Genomic DNA, 24171 nt, shown 5'->3' with positions numbered 1-24171 from the left:
TATTTAATGAAATTTAGGTTCCCCCTATATTTTAACAAGACTATCTCTACAACACAAAAAGTAAAGGCTCTTTGTCAACTGTGGTGGGTTGAAAAAAAGCTAAGATCGAGAAAGAACGAATTTCGTCCTTTCTTTTTTGATGCTGAGAGCGATGAAAATCCGTTTTTTGAAATTTTCAAAGATCCGAAAACCAAAGGCATTTCGTTTGATAAGTTTGATGAGATTATTAGTCGCTTCTAATTTTGCATTAGAATAGGGTAGCTGAAGAGCGTTGACGATTTTCTCTTTGTCCTTGAGGAAGATTTTAAAGACAGTCTGAAAAAGAGGATGAACTTGCTTTAGATTGTCCTCTATAAGTTCGAAAAATTTCTCAGGGTCCTTTTCTGAAAGTGAAAAAGCAAGAGCTGATAAGGCTTTATAGTGGTGTTTCAAGTTTTCTGAATAGCTCAATAGTCTGTCTAAAATTTCTTTGTTCGTCAAGTGCATGCGAAAAGTAGGGCGATAAAATTGCTTATCACTCAATTTACGGCTATCATGCTGGATGAGCTTTCAGTAATGTTTGATGGCCTTGTATTCATGAAATTTTCGCTCAAATTGATTCATAATTTGGACACGCAAACGACTCATAGCACGGCTTAAGTGTTGGACAATATGAAAACGATCTAGAACGATTTTAGCGTTTGGGAGTGAAACAGTCTGGGAGACTGTTTCAGCTTGATCCTAGAAATTCGAAAGCGAAGCTGTTTAGCCAAGTCCATAGTAGGGACTAAACATATCCATCGTAATGATTTTCACCTGACAACGAACAGCTCGCTCGTAGCGCAGAAAGTAATTTCGGATGATAGTTTGTGTCCTGCCTTCAAGCACAGTGATAATGTTGAGATTATCAAAATCTTGTGCAATGAAACTCATCTTTCCCTTAGTGAAGGCATACTCATCCCAGGATATAATCTCAGGAAGGCGAGAAAAATCATGCTCAAAGTGAAAGTCATTGAGCTTGCGAATGACAGTTGAAGTTGAAATAGACAGCTAATGAGCAATATCGGTCATAGAAGCCTTTTCAATCAACTTTTGAGCAATCTTTTGGTTGATGATACGAGGGATTTGGTGATTCTTCTTGACGAGAGAAGTCTCAGCGACCATTATTTTCGAACAATGATAGCACTTGAAACGACGCTTTTTCAGGAGAATTCTAGTAGGCATACCAGTCGTTTCGAGGTAAGGAATCTTAGACGATTTTTGAAAGTCATATTTCTTCATTTGATTTTCGCAATCAGGACAAGATGGGGCGTCGTAGTCCAGTTTAGCGATGATTTCCTTGTGTGTATCTCTATTAACAACATCTATAATTTGGATATTAGGGTCTTTGATATCGAGTAGTTTTGAGGTAAAATGTAATGGTTCCATATGATTCTTTCTAAATGATGGTTTGATCGCTTTTCATTATAGGTCATATGGGACTTTTTTTCTACAACAAAATAGGCTCCATAATATCTATAGGGGATTTACCCACTACAAATATTATAGAGCCCTTTATATCTTTTCATTTAATCGAAATAAAAGGTTTCTAACTTTATTGTTTTCTTCCTCGGCTTTTTCTTTAACTAGATGACCATAAGTTTCTGTAATTTCTGTTATATCCTTGTGACCCATTAGTTTTGAAACAGCCCAAATATCAATTCCCATAGCTAAAAGAGAACTACAATAACTATGTCGTAAACCTGTACTTGTCATGTTCAATGGTTTAATATTTAATTCTTGTAGAATACTTTTAAGCCACTTGTTAATTGTATTATTGCTTGATACTCCATTAAATAAATCAAAGAAAATCATATTATCTGGATTCTCTAAGTTATAGTATTTTAACATTCTAAATTGACTATCTTTTAATTCTTTAAGCACTTGAATGACATTTTTATCTATTGGCACAACTCTAACAGATTCTTCTGTTTTGGCTTTTGTCCATCTCCTCCTAACAGTATCATAACGACGATAAGTTTTAATAGCTTGCTGCTCCCATAGAACACAATCCCAAGATAGACCAGCGATTTCTCCTGTTCGCAATCCAGTTTTCAATTGTATGTATAATTGATAGGGCACAATAGATGTCCTGTAATCAAGATGATTTTCTAAATAGAGAGCTAACCTAGCATAGTCCTTTAAACTATGAATATATCTATCTTGTTTTTTCTTTGGAGAAGGACGACCAGATAAAATGACTCCTTCGACAAAGTTATGAACATTTATTTTATCACGTTTAGCAAAAATAAGAACCTTTTTAACCTCAGAATTTAAGCGACTAACATTATCTCGGCAATTAGTTTTAGCATAAGTATTTATAAATTCCTGATATTCACTCGCTTTAATATCACAGACAGGTTTCTCTTGGAAATATTTCTGTATAAATTTACCACGTAATTTATGCTTATTTAAAGTTGAATCAGATTTTCTTAATGGTTCAATCTGAAGTGCCGTCCACTTTTCCCATAACTGGTATAAAGTAGTATTCCTATCAATAACAGCTCCATTTTTTAATTTTATTTCCAAATAAAGTGCTTCAAGTTCCGCTTCTTTTTTTGTCCTAAAACCAGAATTAGACGCGATAACCTTCTTTTTGTTGTCAAATATTCTATAATCCCATAATTTCTTTTTTCCTCGTTGTCTATAGGAAATAGCCATGTTTACCTCTTTCTAAAATAAAAGTGATAATCAAGACTTTGTCCTGACTATTATATCATGTATCAAGTAGAATTTCTCTGAAGTTTTTCTCGAAATATTCTTTTGTTTTAGAAGCAAGAAAAAGATATTTACTACCATGAGAATTAGGATATTTCACAAAACCATTTGGATTTTTTTCAATATCAATATCATTTTTAATAGACGGACGATAAAGAATATTTTCGATTAACCAAGGGCGACTGACAGAAAGTAATTCTAATAATTCATTCATCGTCATATATTTCCCTTTGTTAGCATTCTTTTTCAGCATATCATATTCTTCCTTTTCAATAATGACTTTATCTTCTGGAAGAGCAACCGTGATATTTTCTAAATTTACAATCAGCTTATTCATTTTATCCTCTCCTATCTTTCAATTCATAAAATACAATAAGTGGGCTCTAATCCAACATATCCAGTCAATTTATAAATAACCTTTACTTGAATTTTCCAACCAGTTAAAACGCCATCTTTTATTTCATTTAACAATAATTCATCATCTACTTGATAATTTCTATCATCTCTGCGAAGCTCAAAGTTTTTTTACCACTTTGAACATCCTCAAAGAATAAGTGAGAAAGTTTAATCTCATGTATCATCTTTTCTCCTTTTCTATTTTTTACTTCCCAATCACATAAGTAAATTGGCTCGCTGTTGCCTTATCAAATGTACGGTAAGAGACAGTTCCAAGTCCTTTAGCATTTGATTCTGAAATTAAAATAGACCCGTCTGATTTGACCTGCTCCACAAATGCAATATGCCCGTAAGTTGGGTCTGCGCCAGCTTGTCCAGGAGAGAAGCTAAGAGCGCTATGTTCAGTTGGTGTATGTGTGGTTTGATAGCCTGCTTTCTGCTTCCAATCCCCACCATTGCCCATATAAGGGTCAAAATGAACGCCCACCTCTTTGGCTCGGTTATAGACAAACCATGTGCATTGTCCCCAAGGATAGGTCGCAGAAGTATAATTAGAGGTGTTGATTGCCTTTGTAAGGCTATATCCAGCCGGCACTCCATTAGAAGTTACGCCTCCACCGTCTCGTGTTTTGGTATTGGCTGTATTACCTGTTAAAGTATCTTTGAAGAGGTTATACCATTTTCTCGCATTCTTTTTTAGGTCACTAGCTTTGGTTTGACCGTCTGATAAAGCGACCCCTTCATAATGCTCTGACCAGTAAAGCGCTGCCTCTTCAGGGTCAGTCGTTTTTTGCATTTCTGTTTTGACTTTGCTATAAGAGCCGTTTAGCTCTGTAGATAAGAGGTCTAGTTCAATATCAGAATCTAATGTCTTTTGTTTTGCCTTTGACCAGCGATTGCCATTGATAGTAGAAGACCAGCCCGACCATTGGAAATAACCAGCTACACCGCCACCTATATTGACGGCTTTAGGGTCAAAGCCACTTTCACGTTCCGCAACCGCTAAACTTCCAGAAGCTCCTGCGATAGTAAATTGTTCTTGTGAGAGTTCATAATTCAGAATTTTGATGACATCACTTGCCCGTTCTTCTGAAATATTGGCTTTTTGAGCCACCTCTTTAGCGGTTAGTTTCGTTTGTAATCCTTTGGCTTGTCCATTAGATGCAAAAGCTCCCATGATAAGGACAACCAAGAACAAGGGGAAAAGGAGAACACTTAAACCGCTGACGATTACTAGTTTTTTCTTCATCTTCCCTCCTAAGTTTTCACATAAATTGTCATTATCACGGTGTCAAACCGCCATTGAGCCGTCAAAATGAGAGGATTTTCTTTGATAGTTGCCAACAATTGCTCTTTCTCAGCCTCTTTTACTGAAAATAAAAGAAGAAAGTCAATAGAAGGCTTTCTCCTTTCATAGGCAAGGGCAACCACATTGTTCACCGTCTGTTCAAAACCTCTTTTAGAATAAATGCGTGTATTCATCATTCCTTTCCTCCTCTCAATCGTGTTAATTCCTCTATTATCTGATATTTACGGTTGATATTGACTTTTAATTTATCGTCTTTTGGCAAGGTTTTACGATAGTTCTTGATAAAGGCATTTGAACCTTGCGCTTGGTATAGTGCTTCATCATCTTTGTACGGTTCTAACTCCTTTTCAAGTTTATTGATGTGATGTTTCTGTCTCCAAGAGAGGCGATTTTGACGGCGCTCTTCAAACTCTTTCTGTTCTCTGCTTTGCTTTGTATCCATTAGCGGAGAAGGTTCTGTGTCAAAAGGTTGAACGCTTGTGTCTTCTTCCTGAATAGCAGATTCAGAAGTCTCCATTGGCATATCGGACTTTTGAAACGGTGTTGTTACCTCATCAGAAGTGATTGGTTCTTCAAAAGAAGAAGTAGCGGGTGTTTCCTCCTCGTCATTTTCTGTAGGCGTTGAACTTTCTGTTTTTTCTGAAGTTGGATGGGGATTTGAAAAAAGAGTTTTCATCTGTTTACCAGCATTCATGAAGAGCCCAGCCCCAAATCCCGCTCCAGCAAGGAAAAAATTTCCGGATGTTTGAGCCATTTCAAAGGCGTTAGTGGCTTTTGTCGGCAATTGCTTCATAGTTTCCTGTCCATTTGTCACGGTTTCTTTGACTTTGGTATCTATCTCATCAAACGTAATCTTTGCTCGTGAACCGAGTAACAATTCAATCAATTCTCCTTTGTATTTCCAAAGCAACCAATAAATCACACCTTTGGCACAAACAGAAACGATTAGTTTAAAGAGAGCGCTAAAAGTAGACAAGGAAGAAAAATCTCCAATAACCTTATCAAAACGACTGCTTACTAAGTCTTCAATGATTTTTTCAAGGTAAAGTAAAGCTAAGGTTAGCAGGCTTGTAATGGCTGGAAAGGCAAGACCTCCAAACATGACCTTAAAAACTCCAAAGAGAATATCTTGCATTTTGGGAATAAAGGAAACCAAAAGGGCAATAGGGAAAAGAAGAATCATGATAAGGACAAGGGCTTGTGCAAGGACATTGAGCAACTGAATTAAGACAATAGGAATGGCAATGACAATCGCTTCTACCATTTTAAAAAGGATATAGAAGAACTTAACAGGGATATAGTCAGGAATAGCCGATACCCAACGGTTTTTCTCTTTATCATCGTTAGCTCCGTCTCCCATTTTTAAGTAATCATTTCTATCTGCGGTAGAAACGGCTTTAAACTTGCCTGATTTATCCAAGCTTCCTAGAACCTTTGAATCATCAAACGGTGCTTCTTTTCCTGTTTGACGGTCTTTGTATTTCCCGTTTTCTTGTCCTGTATTGACAAAGAGATAGGCTTTATAAGAGGTTTCTGCGATATAAGAATCAGCGACAGAAGACCCTATTTTTAAAGCCTGATTTTTTCCGTAGGAGACAGAGACATTAGAAATGTGATGAATCACTAGCGACATTGTCTACTGTATTGAGCAAATACAGTCCGCCAGAAGTTTCAGCAACTGTCCCAAACCAACCAAAGCCTAAAAAGAGAACTAGAAGGACATGAAGCAATCTTTGAGAGAAATTGCCTTTAGACATGAGGAACTGATAAAAGAGATAAAAAGCCAAGCAAAGGAGAAGCAAAAAGACTAATGAAGATTGAGCCACACCAGAAGTAGCTCCTGTAAAGCCTCGCCAAATGGATTGAGCCCCATTAAAGACATATTGCTTGTAAGTGTCGTAAAGACGGACATTTTCTAAAATCCGAATCATCAAGGAGAAGAAACCAACAATGAGATTAAGGAGGAAAAAGGGGAAGTTAACAAAGATTTCGTTGAACATCACCCAGATTCCGCTAATATCCAAAAATCCAGTTTGGACTGTATAAGATTTTAAAGAAAAAATATCCATGCCTTTTAATTTTTCAAATGCTTCTTGCACAAGCTCACCTCCTTAAGATGCGTATTTATTTTCAAGATTAGAAGAAACCGTAGCTTTCATTGGTTTTAGAAGTGGGTCAATACTGTCAAAAATGTTATAAATGGAAATCATATTGAGATTGCCGTAAACATCTTTATAGAGGCACTGCCCTGAAATCATATTTTTAATCCATTCCAGATTTTCTTCATTATCCGTTAGTCCAACATGCTCTAAAATATCGGGAAGTTCATTGTCTTCTCTAAAGGCAAAGAGTGTCCCAAAGCCTGTGGTATCGTCATCTCCTTCAGCGTCATGGACGGATTGGGTAATCAGGCAAAGGACATTGTTAAAGAAGCGTCCAACACGGCGCATGGATTGGATAACAGCTCGTCCTTCTGCCGACTTCATCAGTACCCATGCTTCGTCGAAAAATTCAATGGTATCTTCATAGCGATTGAGTTCTCCAAAGCGTGTACAGAAAGCTCCCAAAGCAAACATCAGCGCCGTAGAATTGATTTCTTTATCGTCTGGGGTGACATCTTGTTGATTGTCTTTATCTGGTAGGGACAAGTCAGCAACTTCTAAAACGGTCACCCGTTTATCGTAAGACAATCCTTCAATATTGCCGTCTGAAAAAGCCAATTCTAAAATAGAATTTTCAACAATTGAAGTCAAATAGTCTCCTACTTCAAAGATAGTGCTGTCTGGATTATTGGTGAGCTCTTTGAGAACATGTTTTAACCCAACCGTTTCTCCTGCTTGTCTTTGAGCGACCACTTTGTTAATCGCTCTAGAAATAGCCGTCATTTGTTTCATGGTGACCTTAATTCGCTTGTTGGAAAAAATAAGATAATTGAGCATGTTTTTTGAAACCGAAACAGCGTCATCTTTATCCAACATAACAATTGGGTCAAGAGCTCCATGATTGGATTTCACCTTACTATCCAAGGTGACAAAGTTTATCTGTTTGATATGTTCAGCCAGAAGCGGGAATCGTTTTTCAAAGTCTGGGTGATGGGCAATTGCTTCAAAGTGTTTTCGGATAGAGCGTTTCGGGTCAACATACAAGCATTTCACATCTTGAAGAGAGGTTAGGAGAAAGATAAGTTCTGCTAAAAAGGATTTTCCTTCACCCGTTGCGCCAGTAATCAAGATATGTGGATTCTTTGTGAGTTTTCCTGCAATCCCTTCTTTATTTCCAACGGTCGCATTAAAGAGCACCATATTTTTAGACGCTTCTTGTGCCTTTTCAATACTTTCCCAACGTCCTGTCCAATTATCCACCCGTCCGATATGCCAGCCAATATGGTTTCCTGAAGCTGTATTGGTAAACGGCATTAGCTCCGCAAAGCCTCTTGGAGTGACATAGTGTGTCCACGTTCTGGTCTTATTTTCAAGTGGTTGACCATAGAGGAGAGACTGGAAGAGATAGGGGGTGTCATGGCTAGCTTCACTCACTTCAACGTGCATATCGTCAAAGTAACTTAAGACCACCTGACGGCGATGTCGTAATTGGGATAGGCTAGAAGCAGCAATAATGAGATAAGCTCCATATTCAATGACTTCTTCTTTCCCACCAACCTTTTTCATCAAGTCTTTGAGAGACATTGCTCCTAGAATGATTTCATCTTGTTGGACGGTGTCAGTACTTTCTGCTTCATTCATAATGTTGCGGTAGCGAATATTAGAACGTGCCATTCGCCCTTTTAAAGAGTTCTTTTCGATAAATTCTGCCTTTATCCGTAGTTCTACAGGGAAGTTAAAGCGTTGGGTAAATTCTCCCAGATGAAAGCCATTAAAAATAATGGGTGTTTTAGCAATCGGAAGAATGGTGAGAAAAGAAGAACCATAGGGGATGTCTAATTTCATAAAGCCCCCTGCCATGGGTCTTAAGACCGTATCTGTCACATTAAAGAGTGCCCGATTGGCTGTGACCTCTTGTTTTAGATGAGGAATATAGCGCAAGTATTGCATGCGTTGATAGTAAAAGAGCTCTTCATTGGTCAAGCGTTGTGCCCGAAGAGCAGAAAGGGTTTGATAGACAGTAGCTTCACTAACCAGATAGTCTTGTGCCCAATCTTCAGGAATCTCATATTGAAAGCCCACGCTATTGGCAATCATTTCAGAGACTTTAGAGAAGCGCTCAACCGCCATATCCTGAACGGTGGTGTTTTGGTCATCTTTTAAAAGATTGACACCAATCAGCCAGTCAAACTGATAAGGAATTTCCATTTCTTGTGTCAATTTGTCTGTCGAATACTGCAACAGTTCTTCCCCCAATGCTTGACTATCGGGAGACAAGGCATGAGAAAAGTCTTTCATCTTTTCTTCTAGCAAATAGTCCTTTGGAATCAAGGAGACTTCAAAGGACTTGTTTTTAACTAGTTTTTTAATCAGCTGAGCAGTAGTCAACTTGTGTTTTTGTTTCTTAGCTTTATCGGTAATGGTGATGGGAGTATTAGGAATACGATAAAAACTCATCACCGTTTTATCTGTCGTTAAAGCTATGTTATCCTGTGTTTTAAGAATCGGATAGACTAGTTTTAGAACCATTAGACCTCCTTTATAAATCTGTTTTTTCAAAGACTATTTCTTCTTCATCCATCATTTTCATTCTATCTTCATGATAAATCGCTTTTCGATTGAAACGAAAATCTATAAGATAGCAGATGTAATCCCATAAGAAAACGTGCATTTTCTTTCCTTGTGGTTCATACTCTGTATAGAACTTAGCGAGTTTATAAGGGATATACCAGTAGAGATAGAGTGAAATGGAATGCGTTAATTTGTTCAACGGAAGAAGAATTGAGTTAAGTACTGTCAACATCAAAATCAAGACCAGGGCAAAGACCACAAAAAAGGAAAGCTGCATAGGTGTAGCAAAATACCAAATGCGTTTTCCTTTTTGTGTTTTAACTTCTTGAATCCAGTAGGGAGCGTTTATCCCTCTAGCATAATCATACAATCGTTCTTCTTCCATATCACAACCCCGTTTCAATTCCAAAGAGACGGAGGAACCAACCGACAACATGAAGTAATTGTCGTCCACCTCCTGTTAAAGAGGCAATCACTGCGTAGAAAACAAGCGTGGTAAATAGTTTTCCCCAAGAGCTGTTTCTCCAAGCTAAAATGATAAGGATAATCGCTCCAAAGGTAATGAATGAACCGTTTTTGTTTTGGCATAAGGAATATTAAAACCTGTTATGATTTCTTTTTCTTCTGTTTTATCGCCATTCTTTACAGTTTGTTTGTAATGTACTTCATAGGTGGCTGCATTATCTGTTATCGTTAGTAAGCGTGACCAGCTCAATTGACTAGGATTTTTGACTTGACCCTGTGCTTGAATATCAGGTTCTGAACCGTAGAAGCTATTCAGTCGTTTTGCTTGCTTTGTTTGACCGTCTGAATCATTAGGAACGGTAAAATAGCAATTAACAAAGTCATTCAGATAATACTGCAAGCGATTATCAATTGTTGTTGTAGCAGAAGAAGTAGAAGAAGCGGATTTGTTAGAAGAAACGGCTTTTTTAAGGTCTGTGACTTGACTGGATAAAGTCATGGCTCGAATCCCACCTAGTAAACCAACTAATAAAATAAAAGCCAATCCTGATAGAACGGCAAGATTGACTGTTTTTTTGTTGGCAATGGTTAGTTTAGGCTTTCCTTTCTTTTTAGGGCGTTTGGTGAAGTGTCCCAGATAATTTCTAAATTGATAAAGTGTCTCTTTTAATTTGTTCATTTGAATCCTTTCTATTCTTCTTGATATTTGGAAATATAAAAACCTTGAGGTGTTGCGATGATTTTACCTATGCGCATGAACTTCGCAATGATTTCTGAAGCATTTCCCATTGAATGAACAATAAGAGCAATATTTCTAGCAGAACGATTTTCAAACAGTTTGGTTAATATATTTAAATCTCCTTCACCAACAAATTCAAAACGACGGGCTAGGATACTCTCTAGTGGCCAATGCTTTTTCAATAGTTCTTTCACTAAATTTTCATCCCCGTTGCAATGGTGCAAAATATAGCTCTTGAGCTGATAAGCTTGCTTCAAAGAAAGAATAATGGAAACTTGCCAATCATCGAAAGAAACAACTTGTACATTTTCACTTGTCATATTATGGTTCTCTATACTCTGACAAATTTGATTTTGACTGTATCTCATTAGGTCTACTGTAGCGAGATGTTGGCTTGAAAAGTCAGAGTAACTCCTCAAAATTGCAATCATGATTCTCCTTTTTTATTGATTAGCTAAGTCAATCAATTTATTTCCTTTAGCATAAAGTTGCTGGTGAAGTTTATTGATTTCCTCATTGACATAATAATAACCACGCAGTTCAGAGCGGAGGCTTTCAACAAGCGCTTCTGGAAGCTGCTTAGCTTCTTCTTTTTTGAGAAGACCGTTTAATTCCCCTGCTTTTCTCCAAACTTCTTTAGCATTGTGAGATTTCATCAGTTCCCCTAACTCTAAAGAGATAGTTCTGATTTTCGTTTCAATTGTATTTTGTGTTGCCATTATCAGTTCCTCCATAAATATTGTTTGATTTTCTAAGATAACTTGTCTAAAAAGAGTGACAAGTTGTGTCGTCATGTGTTGATTGAAGTCTAAAACTTGACCATCAAGAGTGAAATAAGCGTGTTGGTAGTGAGCAGAATAACTAACATCAACTGTTTCACGTGCAAAAGCATCCAGAAAATAATCTTTTTCTTTCATTAAGTCAATATAAATATTCCAGAATTCATTTTTATCAGGAAAACAGAAAATTCCTTCATAAATTTTCTTTACAAAGCTCATTCGTCATCTTCCACTAAGTCATGATAGCCAAGGAATCGATAGATATTATCAGAATCAAACCAAAGCCAATCATTGATTTCTGTTTCTGTGGGAATACTTCCTGAAAAAATATCTTCACCAAGTGAAGTTAGTCTATCCATATCACCTCGTTCACGAACAGTGGCTAGTGTATTGCGTGCGCCTGACCAAGCCTTGAAATTATCCAGACTATTTAATTCAACTTTATATTCCATTCGAGTTTTCCTTTCATTTTTATAGTACCAATTGATCGTAGCCCGTCTGTACTAGCATTTCTGCCACCCAGCGAGCGTTTTTACTCATCTTTTTTAGCGGTTTTGTTGTTAATTCATCAAAAAAAGGCTGTCTAGCTTCTTGCCTAGCTGCCTTTTTAATCGTATTTTGTCGGTGATTCTCATCTTTAAAGGCTTGATTTCTAAATTGTTCCGCATATTTTAATTCAGAATCTTTCTTAGGTTGATAATATAAGAGCCCCCAATAATCAATCAAATCTTTAACCAATTCAAAATCGTAAAACGATAAGTAGAGTTCTTCATAACCGACTGGGAAGGTCTTTGTTTGAAGAGGGCGATTGAATTTATCAGGAATATTGAGTGGCTTATATCTGTCCGACAATGACATCAAAATCAACTCCATTTCGTTTGCAGATTTCTTCTGCTAGTTTGGTATGGTTATTACTTAAATAAGCTTCAGAAATAATCTCTGAAAGCTCATCTGTTTGAAAAACAATATCTGCTATCTTCATCAACTTCAAAGCACTAGAGACTTGTTTTGTGACCCAATGTTTTGTCCTTGCGTAGTTAATTTGACGGGGACGTGTGATAAATTTAAAACCCGCTTGTGTGCCAAGCAGGTTATCCCATTCACTATCATAGTTACCGTTCCAATCTTTCACTTCAAAATAGTTATTTAAAATCCGAGCGCCTATTTTGGTCAAGTCTGTTTCCAGCGTATACCATTCTTTTAAAATATCAAACGCCTTGGTATCATGTAGTTCAATCTCATAACGGTTTTTATAATTATAAGCTTCATGGATATAGTCAACAGAAACGTCTTTTAAGAGGGCTTGTTCATAATCCTTTTGATAAAAACGAATCATGAGACTGGATTGACGGCTCCCGAAGTTCAATGTTAGCCCTTGATTGACAAAGCGATTTTCAACTTTTTTCAAGCCCTCAATAGCGGTAAAGGTGCGGAGTTTACGCATGATGATTTTATTATCTCAATTGTCAAGTCAAGTGCAACAAAGTTGTTCCTCTGATTAAGTGAGTATCTTTCAAGCTGTTTGAGTTAGCTCAAACAGCTTTTTTGCGGACTGATAGCCATGGATTCGTCTAGGTCTTTCATTGATAATCTCCAAAACGGGAACGATTATTAATCTCCTCTGGCCTTTCTTCAATTGACTTTCCTAGATGTTTCTTGGTAGAGGGACGCTTGTTAAATTTCTTACGAATCCGCACTGCTCTTGGTAAATCAATAACCTTAATCTCTAACAAACCTTGATGGATATAGTTATAGAGCGTCTTGGTTGAAGGAACAACTGCATCTACATGTTGGAGTCTATAGGTATGAACAAAGGTATCCACGCTATGCACCCTTGGTTTCTCTCTCATCGCTTCTATAAATTTTGTCAGAAAATCGTTCGATACACGATCCAGTTTTAGATAATAGCTGGTTTCTCTAGCATCCCGATAACGGTTATGGGCAGCATCTGCATAATAGTGTTGGTAGTAGACCTTCTGCCCATTGACTTTTTTCAATTGTGTTATGGAACCACGATTAATTTCACGAGTAATAGTAGAGCGATTTCTCCCCAGTCTACGAGCAATTTCAACAGGTTTGAGTCCTACGCTTAAATAAGCTTCAATTTCTCCTCGCTCAGCTTCGGATAAGTGCTTGTAGGATTGATTTGTGGTAGAATAATTTGTGGACATGTTCATCTTCCTTTATACTGTTTTTCGCAACTCTAGTATATCAGATGAACATGTCTTCTGTGTTGCACTTCATTTTACAACAGGGCTTTGTTTTTTATTTGTAGTAATGAGTTTATTCTTTTTCGTTCTTTTATCATGTTAGGCAGAACAGTAACTGTTTTATCATCTATTGGTACTGCTCGTATGGAGGTATCATTTTTTGCTTTTGTCCACCCCCATGTTGTAGTGTTATATCTTCTATGTGTGTATAAATAATGATCTTCTAACTTTGTATCATCATCAGTTATACCACTTGCTTCTCCATACCTCATGCCTGTTTTAGCTATGATATATAGAACATGATATATAACTGTTGTCTCATAATCTAATTTTTCTTCCAGATAGTTTACTAATCTATGATAATCCTCAACACTATGAATATATTTTTCCTCGTTTTTTTGAGTTTCCTTTCCTGCAAAGCGTTCTACGTTACTTGTGAAATCATCAAGAACTATCTTATCAGATTGCACTAATTGTATAGTTTTTCTAATTGTTGAATTGATTCTACTTAAGTAATCATATCCAACAGTTTCCCCATGGATATTCATGGTTCTTTGATATTCTGTCGATTTTATATCAACTATTGCTTTATCTTCAAATAGTTTTTTTATTGTTTCTCTATAAATCTGCTAATTTTTCTTTATAACTTCTTTTTAAGTATAATTTTTAAGACATACCAAGTTTGATATAATTCAAGTCAATGTTTGTTACAATTTTCTTTTCTTCCTTAATTGATTTGTGAGCTTATCTAGATCAATTAGAGTTTAAAAATTGAAAATTTGTAATTGTGAGTCTCGTCTTCGAAAGGTTTCGACAATCCAATAGGCAGTTGAAGTAGTGAAGGAAGCAAACGAAGCTTTTAGTTTGAGTGGTGTTCGTCCAAGTTTGAAAAGCGAATGGTGTTGAGATTTTCTTTGCAAGCAACGTTAGCGATTTTTTGTGCAAAGCAAGGTCGTACTTTGTGATAACTATATTGGGAGGAAAATATTTTTAAAAAAGTATTGACTTTGACCTAAGTGGAGGGTTTATAATGAGATTTGTAAGGAGGAAATGATGTATCAAATCAAAGAAGCTGCGCAGCTTTCGGGTGTTTCTGTCAAAACACTGCATCACTATGATAAAATAGGTTTGCTTGTGCCGCAAAAGTCTGAAAACGGATATCGCCTTTATAGTGAAGCAGATTTAGAGCGCCTGCAAATTATTTTATTTTACAAATATCTTGGATTTTCTTTAAAGAAAATAGCAGAGCTGCTAAGTCAGGAAGAGCAGGAACTATTGCCTCACTTGAACAAGCAATTGCAGTTTTTGCAGCAGGAAAGGGAACATTTGGATACCTTGATTTCCACCTTACAAAAGACAATTCAAGCTCAAAAAGGAGAAAGAAAAATGACGACACAAGAAAAATTTGTTGGATTTACCTACGAAGACCATGCAAATTATTATTATCAAGCGGTTGAAACATACGGTCAAGAAGTAATGGACGAGTCTCGTGCACGACAAGTTGGCAAAGAAACTGAGATGACGGAAGCATTTAACAAAGTTTTTCGCAATCTAGCTAACAATATGCAAAAAGGTCTAGCTGTGGACGCACAAGAGAATTTATCAGAAGCCGAGCAGTTATTTCAAGCAATGAATACCTATGCCTTTGATTGCTCTCTAGAAGTTTTCGCTTTTATCGGAAAAGGCTATGTGGCAAATCCAGAATTTAAGAAAAATATTGACCAATTTGGAGTTGGAACAGCCCAATATGTAGCAGATGTTATCCAAGCATACGTTCACAAGTAAAATAAAAAGTAGGGCAAATGCTAGTGTTCTGCATGGTAGCATTTGCTCTATTTTTAGTCTTCCACTCTTCCAGCGACCCAGCCAGTACAGAGAGCGACTGTAATATTAAATCCACCGGTATGAGCATTGATATCCAGCACTTCGCCAGCAAAATAAAGCCCAGAAACTAGTTTGCTTTCTAAAGTCTTGGGATTGATTTCCTTAAGACTGACACCGCCTTTGGTCACAAAGGATTTAGCTAGAGACATTTTGCCGGTAATAGGAATCGGTAGAGCTTTTAGCCGTTGAATGAGCTCTTCTTTTTCTTTTCCAGTCAATTGTTTGCCTTTTTCAGGGAATGGTTGCGCGAAAAAGTCTGCCAGACGTTCAGGAAGTAATTGTTTGAGGCTATTTTTGAGCGATTTTTCTCGGTTATTTTCTAAAAATGCTGCCAAATCTTCCGCAGAAAACTGTGGTAAGACATCTAAATAAATGGTTTCACCGCCTTTGAGGAAACTGGAAAGTCGCAATGCGGCTGGACCAGATAAACCAAAATGAGTAAAGAGAAGGTCGTGAGTGATGATATGTTTATCATAATGGAGGGTGACATTAGCTAATGAAATCCCCTGTAAAGCCTTGTGTGGAAAGTCTGTCAAAAGTGGGCTTTCTGCAGCTTCTAGCTCTGTTATCGTATGGTTGAAATGGCGCGCAATCTCATAGCCAAAGCCAGTAGAGCCGGTTGAAGGATAGGATTTACCACCTGTGGTGACAATCAATCGGTCGCTGTTCCAAATGTGCTCACTTGACTTGATGATAAAGCAATCCGCATTTTTCTTTACAGAAACCACTTCTGTCTGTGTCTTGATTGTAGCATCCAGCTCTTTTATTTTTTGTTCCAAGGCTTCAATAATTGTAGAAGATTTGTCTGTTGTTGGGAAAACGCGCCCGTGGTCTTCCACTTTAAGTTTCACGCCATTCTCAGTGAAAAAATTCATAATGTCATGATTGTCAAACTGGGAAAAAACGCTGTAGAGGAAGCGACCGTTGCCTGGTATGCCAGCTAATAAATCCTCTAAAGTGCCATTATTCGTCACATTGCAGCGTCCGCCACCTGTTCCGGCAAGTTTCTTACCCAAGCGTTTATTTTTTTCTAAGAGGAGAGTCTTTTGTCCATGAAAGGAACTGGAAATAGCAGCCATCATACCAGCAGGTCCTCCGCCTATCACGATTGTATCAAAATGGTTCATTGTACTTCTTTCTTTAAATGAATATGTCAAATTTTATTGTATCATAAATATGGTAAAATTCCTTGAAATCCGGAGCAAATTTGACAGTTAAGCCTTGATATGATAAGATTTAGATATATATCTAGAAAAAGTTTCAGAGGAAATTATGGCAATTGAAAAGACAGTCAGCGAGCTAGCCGAGATTTTAGGGATTAGCCGTCAGGCGATGAACAATCGGGTCAAAACTCTTGCGCCCGAAGATACCGACAAGAATGAAAAAGGGGTCACCGTTGTGACGCGCAGCGGTTTGATAAAGCTGGAAGAAATCTACAAAAAGACGATTTTTGATGATGAACCGGTCAGCGAAGATGTCAAGCAACGTGAGCTCATGGAAATTTTGGTAGATGAAAAAAATGCAGAAATTGTGCGTTTGTATGACCAGTTAAAAGCAAAAGATGCTCAATTAGCTAAAAAAGATGAGCAATTGCGCGTGAAAGATGTGCAAATTGCTGAAAAAGATAAGCAATTAGACCAGCAGCAGCAATTGACTGCTAAGGCCATGAATGAGCGTGAAACTTTGCTATTAGAATTGGACGAAGCTAAAGAAAAAGTTCAAGCACAAGAGCAGAAAGGTTTCTTTGCAAGATTGTTTGGACGATAGAGAGAATCTCAGTTGAAGAAACTGAGATTTTTTTATAGAATGAAAGATATGATGAAAGAAAAAGTCGCAAAAGATATCAATATTCTTGCTTCTTTTTGTGGGAAGCGCGATTTGCCTGAATTAACACAGGAAGCTTTAGAAGATAAATATAGCCTAAAACAGGCTGATGTCATGGTGCTGTTTGGTGGAAGTATTCTAGCGGGTGGAGATTCTGACAGAGGTCAGAATAGTTTTTGAAGCATTAAAACAAGATTATACTGACTTAATTCGTCTAGCAAATCCTCTCTATGCTTCAGTTGATGAAAAATAAGTTAAAGGAGAATGATGAAACAACAGCGTTTAGGTTTTCAAAAACTCTATCAAAATCTTGATAAAATTCTATTTTTGTTTTTTATTATTTTTATGCTGACAGAATATGCTTGGTTGCCTTTTAATTCGTGGGCGGCAGGTACTTTGCTTCGTCAGACGGGTTATCAATTTCTATCGTATAACAATGTAGTTGGAGTGTTATCTAGTCATCCTCTAGTTACTTTGGCTTTTATCCTCTTGTTTTTAGCCAATCTGTTGGTCGCTTATGTTCAAATCACACTTCTTTTTTTAGGAGCGCACAATCTATTGACTCAAGACAAGCGAACCCTCTTGAAGTTTACCAAGAAAACCATAGCAGACAGTTTACTCATCTTAAAGCAGGCACGTCCTAGTAAAATCTTGTTTGTCTTGCTCTACATCGCTCTGCTCTTTCCTTTTCTCCGAAAAATCCTCAAAATTTACTACCTAAACAAGATTTTAGTTCCAAATTTTATCTTAACTTATTTGAAAGAGACGTATTTTTGGGGTGCTGTCGTCCTGACTCTACTTGTATGGCTGATGTTATTGATTGCGGTCCGTTTGATGTTTGCTTTGCCCAAGATTCTGATTGAGAATATTTCCGTCAGAGAAGCGGTTCAATTTAGTTTGGAAAAAACGCGTAAGCGTTTGGTATTTTATTCTTGGCAGTTGTTTTGGATTGTGACCAAGACTTTTCTCTTCTTTTTGGGAATGGCTCTGCCTCTCTTTCTTTTACAGCATGTTGCAGACGGTCATTCCAATCAAGTGGCAACGATTGCTGGTGTGATGAATTATGTGTTGCTGAAAAATGCTCACTATCTGATGTTGAGCTATTTCTTGATTAAATTTGTTTCTTTTCTGACTGAGCAAGGTTTGGTGGATTGTCCGCGGCGGAAGTTCGATCGCGTTTTGCGCTGGCTTGTAATTTCCATTGCTTCTGTATTCTTTGCTGTGGAAGGTTATATGTATCTCATTTTTCCATTGGAAACGGTTCCGGTTACGATTTCTCACCGAGGAGTGTCGCAGGAAAATGGTGTACAAAATACGATTCAGTCATTGGAAAAGACAGCTTTGCTGAAACCAGATTACATAGAAATGGATGTACAAGAAACAAAAGATGGTCAATTTGTCATGATGCACGATGCTAATCTTTTCAATTTGGCGGGTGTCAATGCAAGTCCACAGGATTTGACCTTGGCAGAACTAACTGCTTTAGATGTTTCAGAAAATGGCTATCGGACAAAAATTTCCAGTTTTGATGCGTATCTCAAACGTGCCAACGAATTGGGACAGCGGCTGCTCATTGAAATCAAAACCAGCAAAAAAGATTCTTCGGATATGATGGAGCGCTTTTTGAAAAAATATGGTCCAACGATTAAAAAGTACGGGCATCAAATGCACTCATTGGACTATCGCGTGATTGAAAAAGTTGTGAAATACGATGCTAGCATTAAAAGCTTTTTTATCCTGCCTTATAATACAATCTTCCCACGAACCAAAGCTAGTGGTTATACTATGGAATACTCCACACTGGATGAAAACTTTGTTTCTAAATTGTGGCAAGCAGATAAATTGCTCTATGATTGGACGGTCAACGATGTAAACAGCATTGCAAAATCTTTCCGCTTGAATGTTGACGGTATCATAACGGACGATGTTCAACTGGTGCAAAGTTCCATTAAAGAGCTGAGAGACAATCCAAAATATACAGACTTACTCCTCAATAAAGCCTTTGATTTCTTTAATTTTACATAAAATAGCCCCCTCTTAGCAATGAACTAGGAAGGGGGTAAGTTTTTTGAGATTTGTTTTAAAACGGCATTTTGCCTGCAAAGGCACCTAATTTTTTCTTAGTTGCGGCATCAATCTCAGCGAGGGCAGCGTTGATAGCTTGGGTTGTCATGTCAGATAAAGTTTCTAAGTCTTCTGGGTCGACAACAGCTTCTTGGAAGTCGATTTTGACGACTTTTTTGTCACCTGTAAGAGTTGCGACCACGAGGTCTTGAGCGGATTTGCCAACAAATTTTGTCGCCGCAAGCTCAGCTTGCCCTTTTTCCATTTGTTTTTGTAATTTTTGTGCTTGTTTCATCATTGATTGCATATTCATCATTGTTTTGGTTCTCCTTAATTTTCAAACATTAACATCTTATTTTACCATATCTGGCACATCTAAGCTAGAGTTTGCTAGGTCAATGGTCAAATGATAGTCAGTATTATCGCGGACGGTGTGCTCAAAGTCGGTTGTGTAAAGGACGAGGCGAAGTGTATCGCCTATTTTCATTTTGTAAATGGTTGGCTGCAATTCAAAAGAAAATTCCAACCATTGGTCTGGTGTGACTTCTTCGACGGTTAGCAGATTGTTGCGGTTTTGCAGATTGAGAAATCCTTTTGTCACAACGCGATGCGGTGTCTCTTTGAAAGGCAATTCCATTAAATGATCCAGCATATAAAAGCGACCATTGTCCATGACTTTTGGTGCAAGGACGCCAGGAATTGGAGTGAGGCGTTTAGCTTGTCCAATATCTAACAGCTGTGCGGAAATCAAGCCTTTATCGGTGCTGGATTTAAGGCGCAGATTGAGTTTGACGGGGCCGTTAAGGGAAAGGTCTTTTTCTAAGGTGAAGTCAACGGTCACTTGATTGACTTTTCCGTCAAAGAGTTCATTTTTGAAGGTTTGATAGGTCTTGCTGAAACGCTTGTAGTACGTCTCAGAGTAAGCATTTTGAATATCTTGAGTAGTACTACCTAGATTGAAATGAGTGTAGTGTTCTGGATTGCCGAAAGTCTCTAGTGACAACCAGCTTTGTGCTTGACTATTGTCTTGCCAGATTACGGTTGGCAATGCAAACGAGGAGTCATAGCCTAGCAGTTTCTTGCTGAGAAGTGCATTCATGGACTCACGAAAGTCAATGGATTGCCAATTGTTCATGTAAACGTGAGCGCCGTTGTGGAAAAACAAATGCTTTTTGATGTTTTGTGGCAGGGCGTGGAACATGTTGTACACATTGAGCGGCTTGACATTCCAGTCTTGGGAGCCATGCGTAAAGACGACTTCGGCTTTGACCTTGTGCGCGTGAATCAGATAGTTGCGGTCATGCCAAAATTGATTGTAGTTCCCTGTTTTGCGGTCGAGATTTTCTTTTAATGATTTGAGGCTTTTTTGATACTCAGCATCGTGACGAAGACGTTCACCTGCTAGAAGATTGCGTGAGTAAGTTAATTCAGTCAAAGAGTCAAAATCTTCACCAGGATAGCCTCCAGGACTTGTCACCAAACCATTTTCACGATAGTAATTGTACCAAGAAGAAATGCCAGCTTCAGCAATAATGACCTCAAGACCATCTACGCCAGTTGTAGCTAGCCCATTTGACAGAGTTCCGAGGTAAGAGATTCCTGTTGTAGCAACCTTTCCATTGGACCAAGTGGCTTTGATTTCTCGTTGTCTGGTATGGTCTGTGAAAGCACGACAGCGACCATTTAACCAATCAATAACATTTTTATAAGCCTCGATTTGATAATAATCTCCGCTCGTCATAAGGCCTTCAGAGTCCTTGGTTCCCACACCTGATACATATAAATTAGCAAAACCGCGTGGAAGCAAATAATCATTGAGCGTGTAAGTACCGATATGACCGAGTGTTTCTTCTGCTTGCTCCACCAATACTGCTTGACCTTGTGGTTTAACCAAGCAAACTTCAGAGTTATGGACGGTAATTTTTCCAGCTTCTTTTTTAACCAAATCCACATTCATGTTATAGAGCGCTTTGTCGCTAGCTTTGTCGTTGGTTCCTTGGTGATAAGGGCTGGCAGTCATAACGGCAGGAATTTGTCCGTCAAAACGAGGACGAATGATACTGACCTTAATCAAATCAGGCAGACCGTCTTCGTCGGTATCCACGCGCGATTCCACATAGACCACTTCGCGGATTGCATTATGGCTAGTAAAGGTCGCAAGACTTTTACCATTGAAATAGTGGTAGGTATTGTCTTCAGGGATCAAACCGTCGCTCACTAGTTTATCAATCAAGAGATTGCCGTTTTTGGTGCGTGTGTTGAGCAACTGATAGAGATTTTTGAGCAGATTTCCATAGGTAATGGGAAAGTTTACGTCCTTGCGGAATGTTTCTACATCGTCGAAGTCAACAAAGGGTACAAATTCCAGTAATTGAAAAGCAATCGTATAAAAAATCTCTGCTGTCAATTCTTGCTTGGACGTAAAAAAGCTGAGTAAGTCTGTATTTGAATTGGCAACTAAAGACTTTAAAGCATAGTCTGTATGTTTATAATTAAAAAAAGTTCTACGTACAAAAGTTTCTAAATTTTCTTTATCAGAATACTCTGGGTGGAAAGAAAATCCAATGCTTTCCATTTCAGCCAGCATTTTTTCGTTTGTTTCTGGTGTATAACTATACTGATTATAGCGCATATTTTTACTCCTTTTTTACATTTTGTCAAAAAATAACCTTTACATTATCCATTGTAACTGATAAAATAGGATTTGTCTAAAATTTTTTCATTAAAGAGGAGAACAAAAATGGACGTCACATGGGCTGTGAAATATATCACAGAATTTCTTGGAACGGCAATTCTCATTATTTTGGGGAACGGAGCTGTTGCCAATGTGGAATTAAAGGGAACCAAAGGTCATCAAAGTGGCTGGTTAGTCATCGCAGTTGGTTATGGTATGGGGGTTATGATTCCTGCTCTTATGTTTGGAAATGTATCAGGAAACCATATCAATCCTGCATTCACACTAGGACTTGCGATTAGCGGATACTTCCCTTGGGCACAAGTTGCGCCTTACATTATTGCACAATTATTGGGAGCGATATTTGGACAAGCATTAGTAGTAGCAAGTCACCGCCCTTACTATTTGCAAACAACAAATCCTAATGCGATTTTGGGATCATTCTCAACTATTGTAAATACGGATGACGGAAGCAAGAAATCACATGCTGCTTCTATGATAAATGGCTTTGTCAATGAATTTATTGGTTCATTTATCTTGTTCTTTGCAGCAATGGCCATGACCAAAAACTATTTTGGTGCAGAAGTTGTTAAATATGCTGCTACTCGTGGAGTGGATGCTACTCAAATCCAAGGAAAAGTTGCAATTGGTTCTCACATCAATGCCGGACTTGCTGTTGCCCACTTAGCACTTGGTTTCCTTGTCATGGCATTGGTAACGTCACTTGGTGGTCCTACAGGTCCAGGTCTGAACCCTGCACGTGACTTAGGCCCACGTATTCTTCATTTCCTTCTTCCCAAATCAGTTCTTGGTGAGCACAAAGGCGATTCAAAATGGTGGTATGCTTGGGTGCCAGTCATATCTCCAATCCTTGCTGGTATTGCTGCAGTAGCACTTTACAAGATAATTTATGGATAAGTTGTCAAAAAAGAAACGGTTCGTTACGAGCCGTTTTTTGATAACGAAGAGATAAGATTGAGCGAAAAAATAGATAAGTGACTAGACGCTTGCCAAGATAAAATGCTATACTAAAGAGTAAGGATAACAACAGTAATGGGAGTGAGACAGCAAAACTGATTTTTTGCAAAGTAGCAATTTTTGTCTCATTCCTACCTTTTATTTGGGAGAGATGAAATGGAATTAGATAAACTAAGTGGGAGACGGACTCTATTGTTCGGTATTTTGGCGATTCTTTTTGGTGTTATTATTATTGCAAACGGTGTTGATTTTACAAAATTTGCCCTAGATTTATTGGTCATTTACTTTTTATTTGTCGGAGTTATCAATCTTTTTTTCCGTTTCTTAGTGAAGAAAAATCGTATCAGTCTTGGTTCTGCCCTCCTCCATGTTTTAGTGGGACTGGTTGTTGGCTTTCTTAACCGTGCCAGCAATCTGCCAGTCAATATTGTCATTATTATATTGGGCTGTTATCAGCTGTGTACAGCGGCAATCTATGGTATTACATATCTTCTTTATCGGCAGAATAAGTTAAAAGGTGGTTTTCGTTATCTTTTTGATACCTTGCTCTATAGTGGGATTGGACTGACAACTGTCTTTTCTCCTAGCACGGATGGTAGGATGCAATTTTTGATTGTTGGTATTTATCTGATATTACTAGGCTTTTCTAATGTTCGAGATGGTCTTATGTTCAACACCGATGTGGAGAAAAAACAACTTCGACGCCGTATTCGGATTAACCTGCCTATCATTATCGCTGCCTTTTTCCCAGCAGAGCAACTGAATCGCTTTAATCGTTTTTTACAAGGTGAAAAAAAGAAACCACAAAAGGTTTATAGTAGTATCCGAGACGAAGAAAAGCCCGTTGACTTAGAGGTGCTAATCCATACGTCAGACCAGAATCTTTTTGGGATGATTGGACACGTTGATATTTGCTATAAAGGAAAAGTTATTTCCTATGGTAGTTATGATGCTTTTTCAGAGCGTTTATTCGGCACGATTGGAGATGGTGTCTTGTTTAAAGTAGATAAAGACGCTTATATTGACTTGTGCAAAGAAGAAAGCAAAAAAACCTTGTTTGGTTATGGGTTATCTTTGACAGATGAGCAAAAGCTAGCTGTGGAGAAACGGTTGGCTGAGATTGATGAGTTGTTGGAAGTGTGGGATCCACCGGCGGATTTGAAAGATGGTAAGCGCACGTATGCTTATAAATTGAAACATGAGTTGAATGCTCGTTTATATAAGTTTAAAACAAGTCGTTTTAAGACTTATTTTATCCTGTCTACCAATTGCTGTCTGCTAGCCGATAGCATTATCGGACAGGCTGGAACAGCCATTTTAGATATGCGTGGGATTATTGCGCCGGGAACTTATCAGTCTTACCTTCAATATGAATTTGAGTCAGCAAATGAGTTGGTAGTGGCACAAAATATTTACCAGTAATAGCATAATTTTTTCTAT

Annotated in this window: 19 protein-coding genes and 7 pseudogenes; 6 read left to right on the top strand and 20 right to left on the bottom strand. The window is 37.9% G+C overall.

Annotated elements, in window-relative coordinates; translation table 11 throughout:
- Positions 1–99: 99 nt before the first annotated feature.
- The 17 genes and pseudogenes from ABKA15_RS08515 to ABKA15_RS08435 form a co-directional block, all read right to left on the bottom strand.
- Positions 100–1407: pseudogene (locus ABKA15_RS08515) on the bottom strand (transposase).
- A 126-nt stretch (positions 1408–1533) separates the two neighbouring features.
- Entirely contained in the window at positions 1534–2679 is a 1146-nt protein-coding gene (locus ABKA15_RS08510) for a tyrosine-type recombinase/integrase (RefSeq protein WP_049514265.1), read from the bottom strand.
- A gap of 55 nt (positions 2680–2734) precedes the next feature.
- Positions 2735–3073, bottom strand: a complete 339-nt coding sequence (locus ABKA15_RS08505; RefSeq protein WP_021003289.1) for a DUF771 domain-containing protein — start codon at positions 3071–3073, stop codon at positions 2735–2737.
- Between the two features lie 23 nt (positions 3074–3096).
- A complete protein-coding gene (locus ABKA15_RS08500; protein WP_225620221.1) occupies positions 3097–3207 on the bottom strand; it encodes a hypothetical protein in 111 nt (36 codons plus the stop codon).
- Positions 3208–3337: 130 nt separating this feature from the next.
- Positions 3338–4381, bottom strand: coding sequence for a phage tail tip lysozyme (locus tag ABKA15_RS08495; RefSeq protein ID WP_049514259.1), 1044 nt, complete (start codon positions 4379–4381; stop codon positions 3338–3340).
- 8 nt (positions 4382–4389) lie between these two features.
- Positions 4390–4617 (bottom strand): hypothetical protein, encoded by a 228-nt coding sequence (locus ABKA15_RS08490; protein ID WP_049514257.1) that lies wholly within the window; start codon positions 4615–4617, stop codon positions 4390–4392.
- Positions 4614–6540 (bottom strand): annotated as a pseudogene (locus tag ABKA15_RS08485) (conjugal transfer protein). The gene ABKA15_RS08490 and the pseudogene ABKA15_RS08485 overlap by 4 nt, the downstream one beginning before the upstream one ends.
- A gap of 12 nt (positions 6541–6552) precedes the next feature.
- A complete protein-coding gene (locus ABKA15_RS08480; protein ID WP_350015346.1) occupies positions 6553–9072 on the bottom strand; it encodes an ATP-binding protein in 2520 nt (839 codons plus the stop codon).
- 10 nt (positions 9073–9082) lie between these two features.
- Complete coding sequence (locus tag ABKA15_RS08475; protein ID WP_049514251.1) at positions 9083–9499, bottom strand: conjugal transfer protein; 417 nt, start codon at positions 9497–9499, stop codon at positions 9083–9085.
- A gap of 186 nt (positions 9500–9685) precedes the next feature.
- Positions 9686–10258, bottom strand: a pseudogene (locus ABKA15_RS08470) (conjugal transfer protein); the annotation flags it as partial.
- 11 nt (positions 10259–10269) lie between these two features.
- The gene (locus ABKA15_RS08465; RefSeq protein ID WP_225620219.1) at positions 10270–10638 is read right to left on the bottom strand and encodes a hypothetical protein; all 369 of its coding nucleotides are present in this window, start codon (positions 10636–10638) and stop codon (positions 10270–10272) included.
- A 123-nt stretch (positions 10639–10761) separates the two neighbouring features.
- On the bottom strand, positions 10762–11316 hold the full coding sequence (locus tag ABKA15_RS08460; protein ID WP_049514245.1) for a hypothetical protein: 555 nt from the start codon (positions 11314–11316) through the stop codon (positions 10762–10764).
- Positions 11313–11549 (bottom strand): hypothetical protein, encoded by a 237-nt coding sequence (locus ABKA15_RS08455; RefSeq protein WP_049514243.1) that lies wholly within the window; start codon positions 11547–11549, stop codon positions 11313–11315. The genes ABKA15_RS08460 and ABKA15_RS08455 overlap by 4 nt, the downstream gene beginning before the upstream one ends.
- A gap of 19 nt (positions 11550–11568) precedes the next feature.
- Positions 11569–11955 carry a hypothetical protein gene (locus ABKA15_RS08450; RefSeq protein ID WP_350015345.1) on the bottom strand — a complete coding sequence of 129 codons (387 nt, stop codon included), beginning with the start codon at positions 11953–11955 and terminating at the stop codon, positions 11569–11571.
- Positions 11933–12556 (bottom strand): annotated as a pseudogene (locus ABKA15_RS08445) (replication initiation factor domain-containing protein); the annotation flags it as partial. The gene ABKA15_RS08450 and the pseudogene ABKA15_RS08445, both read right to left, overlap by 23 nt.
- 71 nt (positions 12557–12627) lie before the next feature.
- A pseudogene (locus tag ABKA15_RS08440) lies at positions 12628–13274 on the bottom strand (IS30 family transposase); the annotation flags it as partial.
- Between the two features lie 80 nt (positions 13275–13354).
- Positions 13355–14001, bottom strand: a pseudogene (locus ABKA15_RS08435) (site-specific integrase); the annotation flags it as partial.
- 359 nt (positions 14002–14360) lie between these two features.
- On the opposite strand from ABKA15_RS08435, the gene ABKA15_RS08430 reads away from it, so the two are divergent.
- Positions 14361–15092, top strand: coding sequence for a MerR family transcriptional regulator (locus ABKA15_RS08430; protein WP_049513752.1), 732 nt, complete (start codon positions 14361–14363; stop codon positions 15090–15092).
- A 53-nt stretch (positions 15093–15145) separates the two neighbouring features.
- Here ABKA15_RS08430 and ABKA15_RS08425 read toward each other — a convergent pair whose 3' ends face one another.
- The gene (locus ABKA15_RS08425; RefSeq protein WP_049513754.1) at positions 15146–16318 is read right to left on the bottom strand and encodes an NAD(P)/FAD-dependent oxidoreductase; all 1173 of its coding nucleotides are present in this window, start codon (positions 16316–16318) and stop codon (positions 15146–15148) included.
- A 145-nt stretch (positions 16319–16463) separates the two neighbouring features.
- Between ABKA15_RS08425 and ABKA15_RS08420 the strand changes: the two genes are divergently transcribed.
- The 3 genes and pseudogenes from ABKA15_RS08420 to ABKA15_RS08410 all read left to right on the top strand — a co-directional run bounded on the left by ABKA15_RS08420 (position 16464) and on the right by ABKA15_RS08410 (position 19040).
- Complete coding sequence (locus ABKA15_RS08420) at positions 16464–16958, top strand: DUF536 domain-containing protein (RefSeq protein ID WP_049513756.1); 495 nt, start codon at positions 16464–16466, stop codon at positions 16956–16958.
- Positions 16959–16997: 39 nt separating this feature from the next.
- Positions 16998–17168, top strand: a pseudogene (locus ABKA15_RS08415) (YdcF family protein); the annotation flags it as partial.
- A 114-nt stretch (positions 17169–17282) separates the two neighbouring features.
- Entirely contained in the window at positions 17283–19040 is a 1758-nt protein-coding gene (locus ABKA15_RS08410) for a glycerophosphodiester phosphodiesterase (RefSeq protein ID WP_049513760.1), read from the top strand.
- A gap of 55 nt (positions 19041–19095) precedes the next feature.
- Here the strand turns inward: ABKA15_RS08410 and ABKA15_RS08405 are convergent, their stop codons facing one another.
- Together ABKA15_RS08405 and ABKA15_RS08400 are read right to left on the bottom strand one after the other, a co-directional pair.
- A complete protein-coding gene (locus ABKA15_RS08405; RefSeq protein WP_003032106.1) occupies positions 19096–19395 on the bottom strand; it encodes a YbaB/EbfC family nucleoid-associated protein in 300 nt (99 codons plus the stop codon).
- Between the two features lie 36 nt (positions 19396–19431).
- Positions 19432–21711, bottom strand: coding sequence for a Xaa-Pro dipeptidyl-peptidase (locus tag ABKA15_RS08400; protein WP_049513762.1), 2280 nt, complete (start codon positions 21709–21711; stop codon positions 19432–19434).
- Positions 21712–21819: 108 nt separating this feature from the next.
- Between ABKA15_RS08400 and gla the strand changes: the two genes are divergently transcribed.
- Both gla and ABKA15_RS08390 read left to right on the top strand, forming a co-directional pair.
- A complete protein-coding gene (gla, locus tag ABKA15_RS08395) occupies positions 21820–22671 on the top strand; it encodes an aquaglyceroporin Gla (protein ID WP_049513763.1) in 852 nt (283 codons plus the stop codon).
- Between the two features lie 216 nt (positions 22672–22887).
- Positions 22888–24153, top strand: a complete 1266-nt coding sequence (locus ABKA15_RS08390) for a membrane protein (RefSeq protein ID WP_049513765.1) — start codon at positions 22888–22890, stop codon at positions 24151–24153.
- Positions 24154–24171: the final 18 nt, after the last annotated feature.

The organism is Streptococcus sp. KHUD_010 (assembly GCF_040207525.1).
Classification (GTDB): domain Bacteria; phylum Bacillota; class Bacilli; order Lactobacillales; family Streptococcaceae; genus Streptococcus; species Streptococcus hominis.
This window is presented reverse-complemented; position numbering and strand designations above follow the sequence as displayed.

Excerpts from the sequence above, each read along its gene's own strand:
- ABKA15_RS08510 (WP_049514265.1), bottom strand. The coding sequence starts at position 2,679 with ATGGCTATTTCCTATAGACAACGAGGAAAAAAGAAATTATGGGATTAT.
- ABKA15_RS08505 (WP_021003289.1), bottom strand. The coding sequence starts at position 3,073 with ATGAATAAGCTGATTGTAAATTTAGAAAATATCACGGTTGCTCTTCCA.
- ABKA15_RS08495 (WP_049514259.1), bottom strand. The coding sequence starts at position 4,381 with ATGAAGAAAAAACTAGTAATCGTCAGCGGTTTAAGTGTTCTCCTTTTC.
- ABKA15_RS08490 (WP_049514257.1), bottom strand. The coding sequence starts at position 4,617 with ATGATGAATACACGCATTTATTCTAAAAGAGGTTTTGAACAGACGGTG.
- ABKA15_RS08480 (WP_350015346.1), bottom strand. The coding sequence starts at position 9,072 with ATGGTTCTAAAACTAGTCTATCCGATTCTTAAAACACAGGATAACATA.
- ABKA15_RS08475 (WP_049514251.1), bottom strand. The coding sequence starts at position 9,499 with ATGGAAGAAGAACGATTGTATGATTATGCTAGAGGGATAAACGCTCCC.
- ABKA15_RS08465 (WP_225620219.1), bottom strand. The coding sequence starts at position 10,638 with ATGACAAGTGAAAATGTACAAGTTGTTTCTTTCGATGATTGGCAAGTT.
- ABKA15_RS08460 (WP_049514245.1), bottom strand. The coding sequence starts at position 11,316 with ATGAGCTTTGTAAAGAAAATTTATGAAGGAATTTTCTGTTTTCCTGAT.
- ABKA15_RS08455 (WP_049514243.1), bottom strand. The coding sequence starts at position 11,549 with ATGGAATATAAAGTTGAATTAAATAGTCTGGATAATTTCAAGGCTTGG.
- ABKA15_RS08450 (WP_350015345.1), bottom strand. The coding sequence starts at position 11,955 with ATGTCATTGTCGGACAGATATAAGCCACTCAATATTCCTGATAAATTC.
- ABKA15_RS08430 (WP_049513752.1), top strand. The coding sequence starts at position 14,361 with ATGTATCAAATCAAAGAAGCTGCGCAGCTTTCGGGTGTTTCTGTCAAA.
- ABKA15_RS08425 (WP_049513754.1), bottom strand. The coding sequence starts at position 16,318 with ATGAACCATTTTGATACAATCGTGATAGGCGGAGGACCTGCTGGTATG.
- ABKA15_RS08420 (WP_049513756.1), top strand. The coding sequence starts at position 16,464 with ATGGCAATTGAAAAGACAGTCAGCGAGCTAGCCGAGATTTTAGGGATT.
- ABKA15_RS08410 (WP_049513760.1), top strand. The coding sequence starts at position 17,283 with ATGAAACAACAGCGTTTAGGTTTTCAAAAACTCTATCAAAATCTTGAT.
- ABKA15_RS08405 (WP_003032106.1), bottom strand. The coding sequence starts at position 19,395 with ATGATGAATATGCAATCAATGATGAAACAAGCACAAAAATTACAAAAA.
- ABKA15_RS08400 (WP_049513762.1), bottom strand. The coding sequence starts at position 21,711 with ATGCGCTATAATCAGTATAGTTATACACCAGAAACAAACGAAAAAATG.
- gla (WP_049513763.1), top strand. The coding sequence starts at position 21,820 with ATGGACGTCACATGGGCTGTGAAATATATCACAGAATTTCTTGGAACG.
- ABKA15_RS08390 (WP_049513765.1), top strand. The coding sequence starts at position 22,888 with ATGGAATTAGATAAACTAAGTGGGAGACGGACTCTATTGTTCGGTATT.